At 42.6% G+C, this 16,544-nt stretch carries 13 protein-coding genes; 5 read left to right on the forward strand and 8 right to left on the reverse strand.

The annotated features are described in order from the left end of the window. The first annotated feature begins 67 nt into the window (after nt 1-67). The gene (gene xerD / locus M1L62_RS04055) at nt 68-964 is read left to right on the forward strand and encodes a site-specific tyrosine recombinase XerD (protein WP_254411724.1); all 897 of its coding nucleotides are present in this window, start codon (nt 68-70) and stop codon (nt 962-964) included. A gap of 11 nt (nt 965-975) precedes the next feature. Here xerD and M1L62_RS04060 read toward each other — a convergent pair whose 3' ends face one another. Together M1L62_RS04060 and M1L62_RS04065 are read right to left on the reverse strand one after the other, a co-directional pair. Then, nucleotides 976-1,179: a hypothetical protein gene (locus tag M1L62_RS04060; protein WP_254411725.1), complete on the reverse strand. Its 204-nt coding sequence runs from the start codon at nt 1,177-1,179 to the stop codon at nt 976-978. A gap of 5 nt (nt 1,180-1,184) precedes the next feature. Next, entirely contained in the window at nt 1,185-1,688 is a 504-nt protein-coding gene (locus tag M1L62_RS04065; RefSeq protein ID WP_254411726.1) for a SixA phosphatase family protein, read from the reverse strand. A gap of 210 nt (nt 1,689-1,898) precedes the next feature. Between M1L62_RS04065 and sppA the strand changes: the two genes are divergently transcribed. Further along, a complete protein-coding gene (gene sppA / locus M1L62_RS04070; RefSeq protein ID WP_254411727.1) occupies nt 1,899-3,665 on the forward strand; it encodes a signal peptide peptidase SppA in 1,767 nt (588 codons plus the stop codon). 83 nt (nt 3,666-3,748) lie between these two features. Here the strand turns inward: sppA and M1L62_RS04075 are convergent, their stop codons facing one another. The 3 genes from M1L62_RS04075 to M1L62_RS04085 form a co-directional block, all read right to left on the reverse strand. Then, nucleotides 3,749-4,666: a YihY/virulence factor BrkB family protein gene (locus tag M1L62_RS04075; protein ID WP_254411728.1), complete on the reverse strand. Its 918-nt coding sequence runs from the start codon at nt 4,664-4,666 to the stop codon at nt 3,749-3,751. A 91-nt stretch (nt 4,667-4,757) separates the two neighbouring features. Then, complete coding sequence (locus tag M1L62_RS04080) at nt 4,758-6,599, reverse strand: coiled-coil domain-containing protein (protein WP_254411729.1); 1,842 nt, start codon at nt 6,597-6,599, stop codon at nt 4,758-4,760. A 62-nt stretch (nt 6,600-6,661) separates the two neighbouring features. Beyond that, a complete protein-coding gene (locus M1L62_RS04085; RefSeq protein ID WP_254411730.1) occupies nt 6,662-7,459 on the reverse strand; it encodes a LuxR C-terminal-related transcriptional regulator in 798 nt (265 codons plus the stop codon). Between the two features lie 286 nt (nt 7,460-7,745). Between M1L62_RS04085 and M1L62_RS04090 the strand changes: the two genes are divergently transcribed. The 3 genes from M1L62_RS04090 to M1L62_RS04100 all read left to right on the forward strand — a co-directional run bounded on the left by M1L62_RS04090 (nt 7,746) and on the right by M1L62_RS04100 (nt 10,324). Beyond that, nucleotides 7,746-8,186 carry a hypothetical protein gene (locus tag M1L62_RS04090; protein WP_254411731.1) on the forward strand — a complete coding sequence of 147 codons (441 nt, stop codon included), beginning with the start codon at nt 7,746-7,748 and terminating at the stop codon, nt 8,184-8,186. 620 nt (nt 8,187-8,806) lie between these two features. Next, nucleotides 8,807-9,628, forward strand: coding sequence for a sensor histidine kinase (locus M1L62_RS04095; RefSeq protein ID WP_254411732.1), 822 nt, complete (start codon nt 8,807-8,809; stop codon nt 9,626-9,628). A gap of 48 nt (nt 9,629-9,676) precedes the next feature. Further along, a complete protein-coding gene (locus M1L62_RS04100) occupies nt 9,677-10,324 on the forward strand; it encodes a response regulator transcription factor (RefSeq protein WP_254411733.1) in 648 nt (215 codons plus the stop codon). Nucleotides 10,325-10,396: 72 nt separating this feature from the next. Here M1L62_RS04100 and M1L62_RS04105 read toward each other — a convergent pair whose 3' ends face one another. The 3 genes from M1L62_RS04105 to metH form a co-directional block, all read right to left on the reverse strand. After that, a complete protein-coding gene (locus M1L62_RS04105; protein WP_254411734.1) occupies nt 10,397-11,635 on the reverse strand; it encodes a NupC/NupG family nucleoside CNT transporter in 1,239 nt (412 codons plus the stop codon). A gap of 188 nt (nt 11,636-11,823) precedes the next feature. Continuing rightward, nucleotides 11,824-12,351 carry a nuclear transport factor 2 family protein gene (locus M1L62_RS04110; protein WP_254411735.1) on the reverse strand — a complete coding sequence of 176 codons (528 nt, stop codon included), beginning with the start codon at nt 12,349-12,351 and terminating at the stop codon, nt 11,824-11,826. Nucleotides 12,352-12,579: 228 nt separating this feature from the next. Then, nucleotides 12,580-16,398, reverse strand: a complete 3,819-nt coding sequence (gene metH / locus M1L62_RS04115) for a methionine synthase (RefSeq protein WP_254411736.1) — start codon at nt 16,396-16,398, stop codon at nt 12,580-12,582. Nucleotides 16,399-16,544 lie beyond the last annotated feature (146 nt).

Below are 16,544 nucleotides of genomic sequence, written 5' to 3' on the forward strand. Positions count from 1 at the left end.
CTTACATTTACAGGATAAAACAATTTGTGAATTAACATTCACCCATCAGGAATTCACCAGTCTGACTATGTGGCAAAGCTACATCAAACATTTTAAAAATTATCTCCGTCTGGAAAGGTCATTTTCCGACAATTCTGTCCAGGCTTATGTACGGGACACGGAAAAACTTGCTGAATATCTCGAATTAGCGGCAATAAATCTCTCTCCGGTCGACATAAAAGAAGAACATTTACTCGCATTTTTAAAATACCTGTCCGATCTGGGCTTGTCTGCTCACACCCAGGCAAGGATGCTTTCCGGCATTAAGGCGTTTTACAAATACCTCTTGCTTGAAAACGAAATTACCGAGGATCCCACTGAATTGATTGAAGCCCCACGCTTGCCACGCAAACTTCCTGATGTACTATCGTATGAGGAAATTGAGCAAATGCTTCAATCCATCGACCATTCCACGCCTGAAGGCACCCGCAACAGAGCGATCCTTGAAGTTTTGTACAGCTCCGGGCTTCGGGTTTCAGAGCTGATCGGCTTGCAGCTGACATTCTGTTATTTTGACATCGGATTTATCCGCATTCTGGGAAAAGGTGATAAAGTGCGGCTGGTACCCATTGGTAAAGAGGCGATTAAGTATACACAGCTTTATCTTGACCATGTGCGAAGCGAAATTGAGGTCAAAAAAGACAGCGAAGATATTGTGTTTTTAAACCGTCGCGGCGGACAGCTTTCGCGGGTTATGGTATTCCTGATCATCAAAGATATTGCAGAGAAAGCAGGGATTTCCAAGAATGTGAGTCCACACACATTCCGGCATTCCTTTGCCACACACCTCATTGAAGGCGGCGCAAGTTTACGCGCCGTTCAGGAAATGCTCGGGCACGAATCCATTACCACGACTGAAATTTATACACACCTGGACCGTGATTATTTAAGACAAATAATCACTGAATTTCATCCCAGATCTTAAATCCTACTGTCTTATTTGACTTCGTTCAGCAAGGAATCAAGCCCCAGTGTATCAGCTTTGGGCAAATCTCCCGGCAAAACGCGGTCAAGCTGCTTTGGTTTGTTCCACGGCGCTGTTGTCCTGCTCGCCATGTCGTAGGATATGTAGACAAAAAGCGAGACGAAAAGTATAAATACGATTATAAATATCCGGCGGTTCCGGTTTGGCTTTTCCATTACTACTAAGACTCCCTGAGTTCTCTCGGGGAGATATATAAAACAAATTTTCCGGTTTTGGCCGAGATTTCAGCCCAGTCCAGATTTTCAAATTCAATGATCACGAGGCTGCATTTCGACATAGAATCGAGATCCTTGCCCGAAAGGTATTCAGCAAAATATGTAATGTCCGGATTGTGTCCAAACAAAGCAACCACCTGGCTTTCGCTCGGTATCGCATTCACCACGCTCAGATAACCACGCGGGCCTCCATCGTATAAAAAGTCTTCCAAAACAATTGACCCAGCAGGAAACTGCAGCTGATCAGCCATAATCACGGCCGTCTGGTGAGCACGTGCAGCGGCGCTGGAAACGAAACGGTCAGGATTTACCTGCTTGCTCACAAGCCATCGCCCCATCGCAGAAGCATCGGTTCTCCCTTTTCCAAGCAGTTCCCGTTCAAAATCCCGAACCATTAATTTCTGGTCTTCGGCTGCGGCATGGCGCACAAGTATCAAAGTTTTTTTCATTACTGTATTTTATACAAAAATAAAGAATCCGATAGAGCTTCTCTGAGGACGTGCGGTAAATAAATAGAAAAAAAAATTGACATAGAAATTTTACCACTCATTTCGCTAAAATTACCTTCGGACATTATTTCATACACGATCTGGCATAATAAATAGTTAATTTTGTTAATACCATATCTGTGAATTTTAAACTCATTGTTATATATCCGTATGTTACAGTTCCTTAAGTATGTCTTCGCAACGCTGGTCGGCATTTTTATTTTCATTTTTCTATCTCTCGTTATCCTCGCGGGTATCGGATCGGCGTTTTCGTATGACGAAAAGGTAGTCGTTGAAGACAAATCAATCCTGAAACTGGACCTGAACAAGCCGATCCAGGAAGTTGGTGTCGAAAACCCCCTGTCAGATCTGGGTGGTCCTTTTGCCGGAAATGAAAATGTGACGGGATTGAAGGATATCATCGAAGCGTTGAAAAGCGCTCAGAATGACAGTAAAATAAAAGGAATCTACCTAAAAACAGAAGGCCCGCAAGCAGGCTGGGCAACACTGGAAGAAATCAGAAACCAGCTTTTGGAATTCAAAAAGTCAAAGAAATTTGTCGTTACCTATGGCGAGTCTTATTCTGAAAAAGGATATTACCTGGCCTCTGTGGCTGATAAAATTTACCTGAATCCAGCCGGTGGTATCGAGTGGAACGGGATGTCGGCCGAATACAGCTTTTTCAAAGGGACATTTGATAAACTTGAAATAAAACCGGAAGTTTTCCGCGTTGGTGAGTTCAAAAGTGCGATCGAAATGTTCTCCCGCCAGGATATGAGCGAAGCAAGCAAAAAACAATCGTCGGAACTGATCGGGGCGATTTATGGCAACTTCCTGACCAACATTTCCACTTCCCGCAAAATCCCGGTTGACGTTTTGAAGCGTTTCGCCGATTCACTAACCATTGATAATCCACAGGCAGCACTTTCCAACAAACTCGTGACGAACCTTGGTTACTGGGACGAATTTGAGGGAAGCATCAAAAAAGACCTGAGCATCGAGGAAGATAATAACATTGCTTACGTTGGTGTCGACAAATATCTAAAATCGGATGTAACGCCGGAAGAGGGTGATTTCAATAACCGCATTGGCATATTGGTTGCCGAAGGAGAAATTAATTCCGGTGAAGGAAGTGACGAATCGATCGGCTCAGACGACTTTGTAAAAGAACTTAAAAAAGTACGTGACAATGACAAAATCAAGGCCATTGTTATCCGTATCAATTCTCCGGGCGGAAGCGCGCTGGCATCTGACGTGATGTGGCGTGAAATTCAGCTGACGGCAAAGAAAAAACCGGTTATCGCTTCCATGTCTGACGTAGCCGCATCGGGAGGTTATTATATGGCGATGGGTTGCGATACGATCGTGGCCCAGCCGAATACCATTACGGGCTCTATCGGCATTTTCGGGCTTATTTTTAACGTAAAAGATTTCATGAACAATAAGTTGGGCGTGACATTTGATGCCGTAAAAACCAGCCCGCACGCCGACTGGCCAACAACGACACGGGACATGACCGATTTCGAAAAATCCATGATCCAGAAAAGTGTTAATGAAGGCTATGAGTCTTTCACAAAAAAAGCAGCGGCCGGCCGGAAAATGCCTGTTGAAAAATTGAAAAGCCTTGCCCAGGGACGTGTATGGTCGGGGGTTGAAGCCAAGGCCAATGGCCTGGTCGATGTGCTGGGAGGTGTTGACGATGCGATTAAAATTGCCGCAAAAGCCGCCAAGCTAAAAGAAGGTGATTACCGAGTTCGTTATTACCCTGAAAAGAAACGTCCGATTGAGGATTTAATAGAAAAATTTGTCGGCGGATCAGAAGAAAAGGCGATGGACAAAAACCTTGGCGAACTTTCTTCTTATGTTAAAATGTACAAAAAACTCATGAACATGGGCGGCATGCAAACCAGAATGCCTTTTGAGTTGGTGATCCGATAGTCATATATAATGGTTCAACAAAAATCCCTGATCGGCAGCCGGTCAGGGATTTTTGTTGAGCCATTATTTCAATCCGATATCGCTTAAACCGCCTTACCGGTTTCTTCATCAATTTCCTTCCTGATCACCAGAACAGCCTGCGCATTCGGAGCGATCGCGATACCGTCCAGTTTGGCATATACCTTTGTAAATTCCGCACCAAAATAGAGGATGATGGAGGAATAATATACCCAGGTAAGCAGGATAACAATGGAGGCAGAAGTGCCATAGGTAGCCCCAAGATCGGCTTTCCCGATATAAAAACTGATCACAAACTTGCCTATCAGAAAAAGTGTCGCAGTAAATCCTGCTCCTACCAGACATTCCTTCCAACGCAAATAACCATCGGGCAGAACTTTGAAAATAACAGTGAAAAGTGCCGTAATGATAGCCAACACGATCGCCAGGTTGACGATGTAAAAAAGGATCACAGAAGCTTCGGAAAAATATTTCGCCAGCTGCGAACTAAGCACATCCACCATGGCATTCACCCCCAGCGAAACCAGGAGCAGAAACCCGAGTGTAAGAATGATCGAAAATGAAAGCATTCTGTTTTTCAGGTATTGCAGCCAGCCTTTCTTCGGTTTGGCCTTGATCGACCATATGTAATTGATCGAATCCTGAATCTCCGCAAAAACCCCGGTAGCTCCCAACAGCAAGGTTCCAAGCCCTATCGCCGCAGCAACACCCGATTTATTGGAAACCTGCGCATTTTTCAGGATTTCCTGCAATTGGGCGGCAGCGTTATCCCCTACCAATCCGCGGATCTGGTCAAACAATTGTCCCTGAATGGCATCCCGCCCAAAAAACAAACTGCATACCGAAATGATCACAAGCAACATCGGCGCCAGCGAAAACACAGTGTAATACGACAGCGCCGCGCTGAGCTTAAGGCCGTTGTCATTCATAAATTCGGTAAAACTTTCGGTTAATAGTTTGAAGATGAATTTGATTTGTTTCATAGGAGGCTCCGGTTGGATGATCATATTTGCGTGTGGTTTGGGAGCAAATATAATCATGCCAGGGAGAAGTCGATATCAATATTCTGGGTTATCACCGATGTATAACTCCTAAACTTTTCTTCAGGCCGATTTTGATAAGTGTAAATAACTTATCGTCCGTTTGAATGATATTGCGCCCCCAGCTTCCTGGAATTATAAAATTGATATCTGCATAAATACTTAAATCTCCCGTTTTCAAAGTTGAGGCCCCAGCGCCCGGCAACAATAGAAATCTTGCTCCGAAGTCACCAAACCAATAGGAATTTTTATCCTTATACTTTAGATATTGATCAAACTGTTTATGAAAATTAGTTACGTTGTCAATCAAACTAAACCAGCTCGCGTTGGCATAGACACTCATCCGTTTTTTAATAATAACCTGCTCATAACCTCCCTTGAAATGAGCAACAAAATTGTTAACGTCCGCTCCTGGTTCTAGCAGGCTATCGGAAAGTATCTTTTTATTTAGAAGGTTCACCTCAAAATTCAGGCCTTTATGATTCAGGTAGCTATTGTTACCAAAATTACTTTTCGTTTCCCATCCAACCGAATATTTAACCTGTACCCCAAACGAGCTAATTTCAGGAATAAAAAGTGATCGTGCGTTAACAAGGTCTTTCGGAATCGTTCCTGTAAATAATCTCGATTCAAAACTTGTTCTTATCGTATCATTGCTTGTTGAATATGCTCCAATCACACTGATATTTAAATTCAGGCCCCTTGTCTCACCTACCAGCTGTGAAATGTTCGGTAATGCCCCAAACTCCATTTCGTTGTCCTTTTTATTCTTATTGAGTTCTTTGAAAGTTGCTTTCTGGAAATTATCCAGTTTGGTCGAGTTCGTCTTGTATCGCTGAGCAAGTGAAAGGTAAGTTTTTAGTATTGTCCGATACTCCTTATCACTCTTAGCGATTCCTAACTTTGTATGTACTTCTTTATCAATTGCATTCAACTGTTGTTCAACCTGATTCAGTTTTTCGTTCTGATTATTAATTGATTTAGTGCTATCAAAAGAGAAACTGCTATTGACTGTGCTCAGTGCCAATTGTAATTGTTGAGATAACGATTTCAGTTTTTCATCCCTGACTTCCCTGTCTTCGATCTGATTTTTCACTTTCGTGAGAAGATCCTGATTATCCAGGGCGATCATCTCATATTCAGTACTTATATTGGACAAGCTATCATTTATATTTCGCCTCATTTGAAGTGTATGTGTGCTATCGAACAATGTGTGCAGATTAGTAAGAATAAATCTGTTTCTCCCAAGCTTACTCCTCAAATCCGGAATTAAGGTGCTGCCTAAAATTTTCAAAGAATCGGCTACTTTGTTTGACGAGTCCAGAGTAGCAACATTTACTTTCAAGTCAGCTATCGAGGAGTTAAGCTTTGCAATCTTTTTCATAGCAAGCGCAAGCGCATTAAAACGGCTATTCAACTCTGCCTCTTCAACTTCTCTTTTAGCCTTCGCAGCTTTTTCTTCTTTTTGTTTTTCAATTTTTTTCAGCACGTCGGCATTCGCTTTTCGCTCGCGCCGCGCGGCCAAAAATAACGCACGCGCTTCCTTTAATTCTCTTTCTGCCTTGTCTAAGCTGTCCACCTTGGCATTTAATTTGCTTGTAATGTGGTTCAACTCTACATTAACTCTTGCCAGGCTATCGAGCGTCTGCCGTGGTTTATTAAAAGCTTCGCTTGAAAGTTGTAATTTTAGTTCAGACGCATTTTTGATAGCCTGTATCTGAGCAGGACGGACATTTAGCGTCTCTGGTGATGTGGCATTAATAACAGAAGTGGTCTCATTTTTATCCGTTGAGGGCTTTGCGGAATTCTGTAACACTTGCGCTAAGGCACAAGGCGTTAAGGCTACTACAAATAGTAGTGAGTATAAAAGGCGCATAAAGTTTGGGGATATGGGTGAAAAAAAATGGAAACTTCAGATAGTATTCAGCCTTATTGTACTTAAATCAACCCGTTACCAACCACAAACTGTACCAATCCTCCGGTATTTTTGCTACGGGTCTTCTCAATCATATTTTTCCGGTGTGTATTCACGGTATGAAAACTGATGAACAATTTATCCGCGATGTATTTGCTGCTACGTCCCTCCGCCATCAGCTTCGCGACTTCAAGTTCACGCTTGCTAAGTACCGTGTTTGGCTTACTGATTTTGGCGTTATCTGCGGTAAATACATATTGTTTTTTATCGGTCCCGGATTCCAGTAGCGCTATTTGAGTATTGTCCTTTTTCCAGTGTGTGATATCGGAGCAAACTCCGAGTAAGTGAGTGATCTTTCCCGATTGATCCTGTTGTAAAACCGTATTCTGCTCCAAAATCCTTCTTTCTTTCCCATCCTCGTGCTGGATACGATAATCAAAGCTGAACTTATAACCGGCTCTTTTCGGCGGAGGAGTTTCTTCCAGTGCTTTCCAGATTTGAAACAGAAGCTTCCAGATTACCTGCCTGTCATCAGGGTGTTTTATTTTTTCATGAAAGCCCATCCCCTCTTCACAGTAATTTACTGACTGATAACCAAATATGTCATTAACATTCTTACTGACAAAATCGAATTTCCTGGTTCTCAAATCCAGAATCCATGTGACGCACGGAGACTGGTTCAACACATTCAACAGAATAGGGTTAAGAAAATCCCGGTTAACCAGCCCACATGTTTCCACCTCATCGGCAGAACTTTGCCAAAGGTGCATAACTTCCATGTGTTCTTTATTGACGTAGAGTTTTCTGATTTGAGTTTCCATATCAGCTGTTTTAGAGAGGACACTATTATTAAATAGGCTTTTACATTAATTAACCAACACAGATATACGTTAGCCAAATTACTCGTATAAGTTTTAGTCTTGGATTCTTTCAGCTTATTTAAGCAACACGTTGTGACAAATCTCCCAACAATAATCGAAGCATTAAACGTGAAAAACACCCTATCTAACACCGTGTTTTACCGATAACTAAATGATAATCTTACTATTTGAGTAGAATACATATGCTTCTACCTTCGTGCATCATTAACCCTAAAACATATATATCATGAACTTCTTTTCAAGTGGTAGAAAACCTGCGGGTACAGAATTCCTAACTGAGGAAACTATCCAAGACCTAAGACACTTAGGCGGTCAACCAATAACAATTCAAGAGCTGGTCAACATGGTCAAAAAGTTTTCCGATTCGAATCTTAACGACCAGATCAAGCAAATTGACTCAACATTTGTCGGGGCGTTTGATATCGACAAATCAAGTTTATTCAGAATTCTCTCGCAAGATACTTGTGAAGGCATTAGAATTTATTTCTCAATTGTAAATGATCAGTTGACGTTAGCCTTTATTGGATTATCAGGCAATGGAAATGATCTTTTGCGTGTCGATAGTGACAACAAACTTGTACTCCCGCTAAGAGATGCAGAAGAAGAAGTAGGGAAGCCAGGAGGCAAAACACTTCTTCAGAAAGCAATTGAAGAAATGACAAAGTAACATAAATAGATGGAGTTGATTGTTAACATATACTATGTAACTGTGCTGTTGGCAGCTATTGTTGGCTTCTCCACCAGAACCATCCATTCGTCCTCAGTTCAGTTACAAAGTATACTTTTAGTCATAATCTTATTGGTCGAATTACCTGTAAAAATATTCAATCTGCGCGGTCCTTATCAGGATTTGATTTACATGATCTACGGCCCAATAGAATATGGGTTCATGTGTTATTTGTACGCCAGTCATTTTAAGAGTGCCAAAGTAATAAAACTGGTAAAATGGTCTGCTCTACTTTACACCTTGTTAAGCGTAGTCAGTGGCCTATACTATTTTGAGTATTATCATTTAAGTTATAATTTTCTGGTAAGGAGCATCTTAATAATTTGCCTGCTTATCAACTACGTTTATGAACTTTGCCTTGATGACAAGATTATAATTATTAGCAAGGAACCTCTGTTTTGGATTAGTATAGGTAATTTTTTCTTTTTTGCAGGAACATTCTTTGTTATGGGGCTTGTTGCTCAATTGGAGGATCTTGATCCTAAATTGTCAGAGCAAGTATTTATTTTAAACCCCATTTTGAATATTTTTTTATATTTGACCTTCATCATAGGATTTTTATGCAAAATTCCGATGCGTCGGCTCAAATAGTCTCATTGATAGTCTTAGGTACTATCCTTTTTCTTTTTTTAGGAAGTTTTATTTTCGTCTTCGTTTTTATATTTAAACAGAAACAAAGAAGTAACATTCAAGAAAAAGCAACCCTCCAAGCCCAATTCTCACAGGAAATTCTAAAATCCCAAATAGAAGTTCAAAACTCGACCCTTCAGCAGATTAGCCAGGAGCTACATGACAATATCGGACAGCTGTTATCCGTCGCCAAGATTAACCTGAATATTCTGGAAGACACCGACCAGCAAGAAGATAATAGAGAGTACATTAAGCAGACAAATGAAATCATTGGGCAGTCTATTCAGGATTTACGTTCGCTGACCAAGAGTCTGGATGGTGATTTTGTGCAGCAATTTGGATTGCAGGAGAGCATAACCCACGAACTGCAACGGATCAGAAAAACCAGAAAGTTTGAAACGGAAGTTATTCAGCAGGGTGAGGCTTATGCACTGGGATTTGAAAAGGAAATCATTTTGTTCCGGATTTTCCAGGAATTTCTTAACAACTCGCTCAAACATTCGGAAGCGAAGAATATCAAGGTCAAATTCACCTACGCGCCTGAGCATTTTAAACTGTGCATCGCGGACGATGGTAAAGGGTTTGATTATGAAAAGGTAATTACCAATAAAATGTTCGATTCGGGCGCTGGTCTGCGAAATATCAGCCGGCGTTGCGAGCTGATCGGAGGCAATTGCAAACTGGAATCTGTTCCGGAAAAAGGTACCCAACTGGATATACAATTACCTACGATCATCGATACAGCTATCTGAAAAGGATAATACATTCATTCAAAAGGCGAAATTCATCAGCGTTTAAAAATGACAACAACCATTGCAATTGTAGACGACCATGAACTGATGGCGAAGGCACTGTCGGGACTGGTACAAAAATATGAGGGGTATGAGGTACTTTATGAAGTATCCAATGGTAAAGAACTGATTCACCGGATCAAATTAAAAATGATACCGGATATCGTGTTGCTGGATATCAATATGCCCGAAATGGACGGTTACGAAACATCCCTGTGGCTGAAAAACAACTATCCCGAAATCAAGATTCTTGCCTTGTCTATGAACGACAAGGAGGAATCGATTGTAAAAATGCTCCGGAATGGCGCTGGCGGTTATTTGCTGAAAGGCTGTAAACCGCACGAATTAAAACAAGCACTTGATTCAATTGTTCAGAAGGGCTTTTACTACACCGAATACGTCACCAGCCAGCTTATCAAAAGCCTTAACCCTGATTCATTTCAGAATCCGGTTGATCAACTTGGCCTGAATGAAAGAGAAGCCAATTTTATAAAACTGTCATGCAGCGACCTTACTTATGTCGAAATTGCTGATAAAATGTGTGTCAGCCCACGCACTGTGGACGGATACCGGGAATCGGTTTTTCAGAAGATGAATGTAAAAAGCCGGGTTGGGATGGTTTTGGAAGCGATTCGGTTGAAGTTGGTGGAGATTTAAGGAGTGACCATCCAAAAAGCTTAGTCTGTAAACGAAGAAGTCAACTTTCAAAAAGTTGACTTCTTTATTATCTTACAGCAACAACCCCGCCAACGTCGCAGACATATACGAAGCCAGCGTGCCACAAATCAGTGCCTTAAATCCAAGTCGTGCCAGATCCGCGCGGCGGGAAGGTGCAAGTTCACCGATCCCTCCTACCTGAATGGCAATGGAACTGAAATTCGCAAAACCGCAAAGGGCAAAACTTGTGATCACGATGGTTTTATGATCCAGCGTGTCTTTCATTTTTACCATATCCAGATAAGCGACAAACTCGTTGATCACCATTTTGGTACCCATCAATGATCCCGCTGCCTGAATATCTTTGGACGGAACGCCCATTGCCCAGGCAAAAACTGAAAATACTTTCCCCAACACAAAATTGAAGCTCAACTCAGGGAATGAGAATACACCTCCTATCAATCCAAGCAAATAGTCAAGCAATGCAACAAGGGCAATGAATCCGATCAGCATCGCAATTACGTTGAAACCCACCTTCAAGCCTTCTCCGGCTCCGGCCGCAATAGCATCCAATAAGTTGGCATGGGACTTTTGAATTTCAAGCTTTACAGCACCTTTTGTATTGGATTGCTCGGTTTCTGGAAATACAATTTTAGAAATCACCAAAGCGCCCGGTGCTGCCATCAAACTGGCCGCAATCAGGTAAGGAGCAGGCACACCCAGTGAAATGTAAACGGCCATCACACCGCCGGCGATACAGGCAAAACTGCCCGTCATAGAAGCCATCAGCTCCGAATTGGTCATATTTTTCAGATATGGCTTGATCATGATCTGAGCCTCAACCTGTCCTACAAACGTACTCGCTACGTTAGACACTGCCTCCGCACCACTTACACCCATCAGCCAGTATACGCCTTTCGCCATGGTTGATACCACACGTTGCATGATACCCAGGTGATAGAGCATATTAACCAATACAGCCACAAAAATGATTGTAGGGATTACCTTAAAAAAGAAGACGAAATCATTTCCCGGACCAAAAGCTTTAGCCATCAATTCCGGCCGCACAAGCGTACCAAAAACGAAATCCGCGCCTTTATCAGAAAATGAAAGTAATTTTTGAACCTTGGCACCCAGCCATTGAAAGATAGCCTGACCTATGTCTGTACGGAGAATAAATAATGCAAGTCCAAACTGAATTCCCAGACCAACGCCAACCGTACGATAATTAATTGCTTTACGATTGTTTGACATGGCGTAGGCAATACCCAAAATCAATACAATACCAAACAGACCAGTAAATCTTTCCATGAAAATAATTTGTTACCATCAAACCAAGGTGCAAAATAACAAACAAATCTATTGGAAGTTACAGGTATCACGAAATAAGATACTGATAACACTCAGATCATTATTAAATAATAATTTTTTCGCCTAATATCTAATAGTTATTAAACGGTTACCGATCAGGTTTAAGTTTTGAAAAGAATATGAAACCGTTATTTACCGGCAAGCAGATTATTGGCCTGACGTGCAGTCAGTTTCCAGGTTTCGCCATCTTTCATCCAGACATCCGTATAACGTCCGCTCAGGTTTGGGCCCGATTTACCGATACCATCCTGCGTTTCGTGCCCCATTACAACGGCAACATTTTCAGAAATAGCAATTTTTTCAATAACACGGCTGAACGAAGTCTGATTTGCAGTGCCTTTTCTGAAAGTATCTTTTAAGTCAGAGATGGTCCTGACTTTACTGTCAGCTGTGTTGATTACCAGATCCTCCGACCACAACTGAAACAATGCCGCAGTATCTGATTTCAGGATTGCATCCCTTTCCAGGTTTTCGAGATTTCTGATCTCATCCTCGAAATTTCTTTTCAGAACCTTAGTTTCAGTTTGCGGGTCAGTTACCTGTTCGATAAAAACTCTTGAATCCGGATTTAAAATCCGTGCATGCGTTTTTGACCTTAATTTGAATGACGTCGCAATTAAGATTAAAAAAATGAATATGATGATGTTCCTTTTCATGGTTGTGTGTTGGTAAAGTTGCTGGTTATGTCCTTTTAAACCCAAATTTTATGCCAGTCTCCTGACACCTTAATCCGGTTACAAATATTTCACCAAATTTTGTTAGAAAATAGCGTATAAATACCTGATTTTTAATGTACGTAGAAGTACTCTGGAAGTAACGGTCTTACCCAATAAAAAAGGAGAGCCGGTTTCCCAACTCTCCTCAGTCAATCTGAACCTTGTGTACTAATATCCCAAAACCGGCGCAAGCCATTTTTCGATTTCTTCAAGCGGCATATTCTTTCTTTTTGCATAATCCACAACCTGATCCTTGAAGATTTTACCAACCGGGAAATACCGGCTGTCAGGATGAGAGAAATACCAGCCGCTGACGCTGCTTGCCGGATACATCGCATAACTTTCGGTCAGTGTAATACCCAGCTGCTCCGCCTGTAACAAATCAAAAAGCATACGTTTTTCGGTATGATCCGGACAGGCAGGATAACCCGGTGCCGGACGAATGCCGCTATATGCCTCTTTGATCAGTTCTTCATTCGTAAAGTTTTCGTCAGGTGTTTGTCCCCAGATTTCCTTACGCACTCTTTCATGCATCAATTCCGTCAAGGCTTCCACCAAACGATCGCCCAAAGCTTTGATCATGATGCTGTTGTAGTCGTCATGGTCGGCCTCATATTTTTCAATAAGCGCCTCAATACCGATACCCGCCGTTACAGCAAAACCACCAATGTAGTCCAGATGACCGCTTTCCAACGGCGCCACAAAGTCTGAAAGACAATAATTTGGCAAATTTTTAGCCTTCTCACTCTGCTGACGCAGGTGATGAAGCACCGTCATCGTATCAGCAACAAGCTCACCGCCATTCAATTGTTCGGCAGTAACCTGACTGATCTTGTACTCAATATGCTGATGTGAGCCATGGCGTTCATTACCTTCTGCCGTTTCTTCGAAATGATGTAAAATGATATCATCTTCAATAGAATTTGCCGGCCAGAACCCAAGCACGGCTTTGGCTTTAAGGCTCTTATCGCGAATAATTTCGCCAAGAAGTACCGCCGCATCTTCATACAAACGCATTGCTTCCTGTCCTACAACCTTATCGTCAAATATCTTCGGATATTTCCCGTGCAGCTGCCAGGTCTGGAAAAATGGCGTCCAGTCGATGTATTTTGCAATATCAGCTAAATCGTAATCATCATATACCTTCGTTCCCAGAAACTGAGGTTTTTTTGCTTTGAAATTTGTCCAGTCAATTTTCGCCTTGTTTTCACGGGCCTTATCGATCGGAACGTGTGCTTTATCACCGCTTCTTTTCGCATGATCTTCACGCAATTTCGCATATTCACCCTTGATGTCCGACAGAACCTGCGCCTGACTCACGTCGCTCTGGATTAACTTTCCGGCAACAGGAACCGATCGGGATGCATCCAAAACGTGGATAACCGCGCCCGAGTAGTTAGGATCAATTTTAACCGCCGTGTGAATACGCGACGTTGTAGCCCCTCCAATTAAAAGAGGCATCTTAAATTGTCTGCGCTCCATTTCTTTGGCTACCCCAACCATTTCATCCAGTGACGGTGTAATCAGCCCCGACAACCCGATAATATCTACATTATGTTCAATCGCCGCAGCCAGGATTTTGTCAGTTGGCACCATCACCCCAAGATCGATGATCTCGTAATTGTTACAACCTAAAACAACGCCAACAATATTTTTACCAATATCATGAACATCCCCTTTTACTGTTGCAAGCAAAATTTTACCTGCAAACGACGAACCTTCCTGCTTCTCAGCCTCAATATAAGGTTGTAAAAATGCTACTGCTTTTTTCATCACCCGGGCAGATTTCACAACCTGTGGAAGGAACATTTTCCCCTCTCCGAATAAATCTCCCACGATGCTCATCCCATCCATCAACGGGCCTTCAATAATTTCCAGAGGTCTGGCAAACATCGGAAGACATTCTTCAACATCTTCTTCGATATAATCAGCGTTACCCTTCACCAACGCGTGGCTGATTCTTTCCCTTACCGGCAATGTACGCCAGGTTAGGTCCGGGCCGGTTGCAACTTTTCCTTTGTCTTTAACCGTTTCGGCAAACGTTACAAGTTTTTCAGTAGCTTCTGCATTTCTGTTCAAAAGCACATCCTCAACCAGTATCAGCGTTTCCTTTGGAATTTCGTCATAAATACCGATCTGACCCGCGTTAACGATACCCATATCCATACCAGCCTTGATCGCATGGTATAAAAAGGCCGTGTGGATTGCTTCACGTACGGGCTCGTTTCCACGGAAACTAAACGACACGTTTGACACCCCGCCAGATACTTTCGCATACGGCAGATTTTCCTTAATCCATTTTATCGACTCAATAAAATCGACAGCATAGTTATTATGTTCCTCCATCCCCGTCGCCACAGTCAGGATATTTGGATCAAAAATGATGTCCTGTGGCGGGAACCCCACTTCATCAACAAGAATCCTGTAAGCCCGCCCGCAGATTTCCTTTCTTCTTTCAAGGTTATCCGCCTGCCCTGTTTCATCAAAAGCCATGACAACTGCCGCAGCTCCATAACGCAACACAGCTCTTGCCGATTCTTTAAATTTCTCTTCACCCTCTTTCAGAGAAATAGAATTCACAATGGCTTTACCCTGCACACATTTCAAACCTGCCTCGATCACCTCCCATTTAGAGGAGTCGATCATCAGCGGCACACGGGAAATATCCGGTTCAGCGGCGATCAGATTGACGAAAGTCGTCATCGCCTCTACCCCGTCAATCATCCCTTCATCCATGTTGATATCAATTACCTGCGCACCATTTTCAACCTGGTCGCGGGCAATAGACAACGCTTCGTCATACTTTCCGGTGCGGATCAATCGCGCAAACATCTTGGAACCGGATACGTTACAACGCTCACCAATATTTACAAAGTTGGTCAGTTTGGTAATATCCATCGGTTCAAGACCCGATAACTTCAATATTTTTTCATATTCCGGTACAACACGTGGTTTGTATCTTCCGGCAAGGTCCGCGATCACACGAATGTGACCCGGCGTAGTTCCGCAGCAGCCTCCGATAATATTGATCAGGTTGTCCCTCAAAAACCCGTCAATAACTTCACCCATCTGTTCCGGAGATTCGTCGTATTCTCCCATTTCATTCGGCAAACCCGCATTCGGGTGGGCAGAAGTGTAAAACGGAGAATTATTGGCAAGAATCTGTACATAGGGGCGCATCAGATCTGCTCCCAAAGCGCAGTTCAAACCTACCGATAGCAACGGCAAATGTGATATCGAAGTCAAAAATGCCTCCGTGGTCTGGCCGGAAAGCGTTCTACCCGAAGCATCCGTGATGGTTCCCGAAACCATGATCGGCAGGAATCCGTCGGCACCAGTTTTCCAGCTTGGCAGTTTTTCCACCAATCCGTTATTAGCATCCGTAAAAAACTTATCAATAGCGAAAAGCGCTGCCTTCGCATTCAATGTATCAAAAACGGTTTCAACCAAAAGAAGATCACATCCTCCGTCGGTCAAACCTTTTATCTGCTCGTAGTAGGCTTCAACCAGCTGGTCGAAAGTAATCGCACGATAACCCGGATTGTTTACATCCGGAGATAAAGAAGCCGTACGGTTTGTTGGCCCGATTGAACCTGCAACAAAACGTGGTTTATCCGGCTCGCGCTCGGTAAATTCATCGGCCACTTCACGGGCAAGTCTGGCGGACTCGAAATTCAGTTCATAAACCAGTTCCTCCATACCATAATCTGCCATCGCTATGGTTGTCCCGGAGAACGTGTTGGTTTCGGCAATATCAGCACCAGCCTCAAAATAGGCCGCGTGAATTTCCTTGATCACATCCGGTCGCGTCAGCGAAAGCAAATCGTTATTACCCTTCACATCATGCGCCCAGTCTTTAAACCGTTCGCCGCTGTAATCGTAATCTTCTAATTTATAGCGTTGTATCATCGTACCCATTGCACCATCAAGCACAAGGATCCGTTCTTTTAATATTTCCCGAATGTCAAACTTTTGCGTTGTTATCATTATGTGTTTATCGTATTACGAAAAATAATCCCGCCATATTTATGTTCAATACCAATTTTGCCAATCGTGTCGTGAGACTTATTGACAATACAAATTTACATTACCAGATGTTTTATTCAATAATTTGAAAAAAAATAGACGCTTAG

Source organism: Dyadobacter diqingensis, assembly GCF_024220585.1.
In the GTDB taxonomy this organism is placed as follows: domain Bacteria; phylum Bacteroidota; class Bacteroidia; order Cytophagales; family Spirosomataceae; genus Dyadobacter; species Dyadobacter diqingensis.

Bases quoted from the DNA above. Each gene is read 5' to 3' on its own strand.
- M1L62_RS04080 (WP_254411729.1), bottom strand. From the start codon at position 6,599: ATGCGCCTTTTATACTCACTACTATTTGTAGTAGCCTTAACGCCTTGT.
- M1L62_RS04095 (WP_254411732.1), top strand. From the start codon at position 8,807: ATGCAAAATTCCGATGCGTCGGCTCAAATAGTCTCATTGATAGTCTTA.
- M1L62_RS04110 (WP_254411735.1), bottom strand. From the start codon at position 12,351: ATGAAAAGGAACATCATCATATTCATTTTTTTAATCTTAATTGCGACG.
- M1L62_RS04075 (WP_254411728.1), bottom strand. From the start codon at position 4,666: ATGAAACAAATCAAATTCATCTTCAAACTATTAACCGAAAGTTTTACC.
- M1L62_RS04105 (WP_254411734.1), bottom strand. From the start codon at position 11,635: ATGGAAAGATTTACTGGTCTGTTTGGTATTGTATTGATTTTGGGTATT.
- M1L62_RS04060 (WP_254411725.1), bottom strand. From the start codon at position 1,179: ATGGAAAAGCCAAACCGGAACCGCCGGATATTTATAATCGTATTTATA.
- sppA (WP_254411727.1), top strand. From the start codon at position 1,899: ATGTTACAGTTCCTTAAGTATGTCTTCGCAACGCTGGTCGGCATTTTT.
- metH (WP_254411736.1), bottom strand. From the start codon at position 16,398: ATGATAACAACGCAAAAGTTTGACATTCGGGAAATATTAAAAGAACGG.
- M1L62_RS04085 (WP_254411730.1), bottom strand. From the start codon at position 7,459: ATGGAAACTCAAATCAGAAAACTCTACGTCAATAAAGAACACATGGAA.
- xerD (WP_254411724.1), top strand. From the start codon at position 68: ATGTGGCAAAGCTACATCAAACATTTTAAAAATTATCTCCGTCTGGAA.
- M1L62_RS04090 (WP_254411731.1), top strand. From the start codon at position 7,746: ATGAACTTCTTTTCAAGTGGTAGAAAACCTGCGGGTACAGAATTCCTA.
- M1L62_RS04065 (WP_254411726.1), bottom strand. From the start codon at position 1,688: ATGAAAAAAACTTTGATACTTGTGCGCCATGCCGCAGCCGAAGACCAG.
- M1L62_RS04100 (WP_254411733.1), top strand. From the start codon at position 9,677: ATGACAACAACCATTGCAATTGTAGACGACCATGAACTGATGGCGAAG.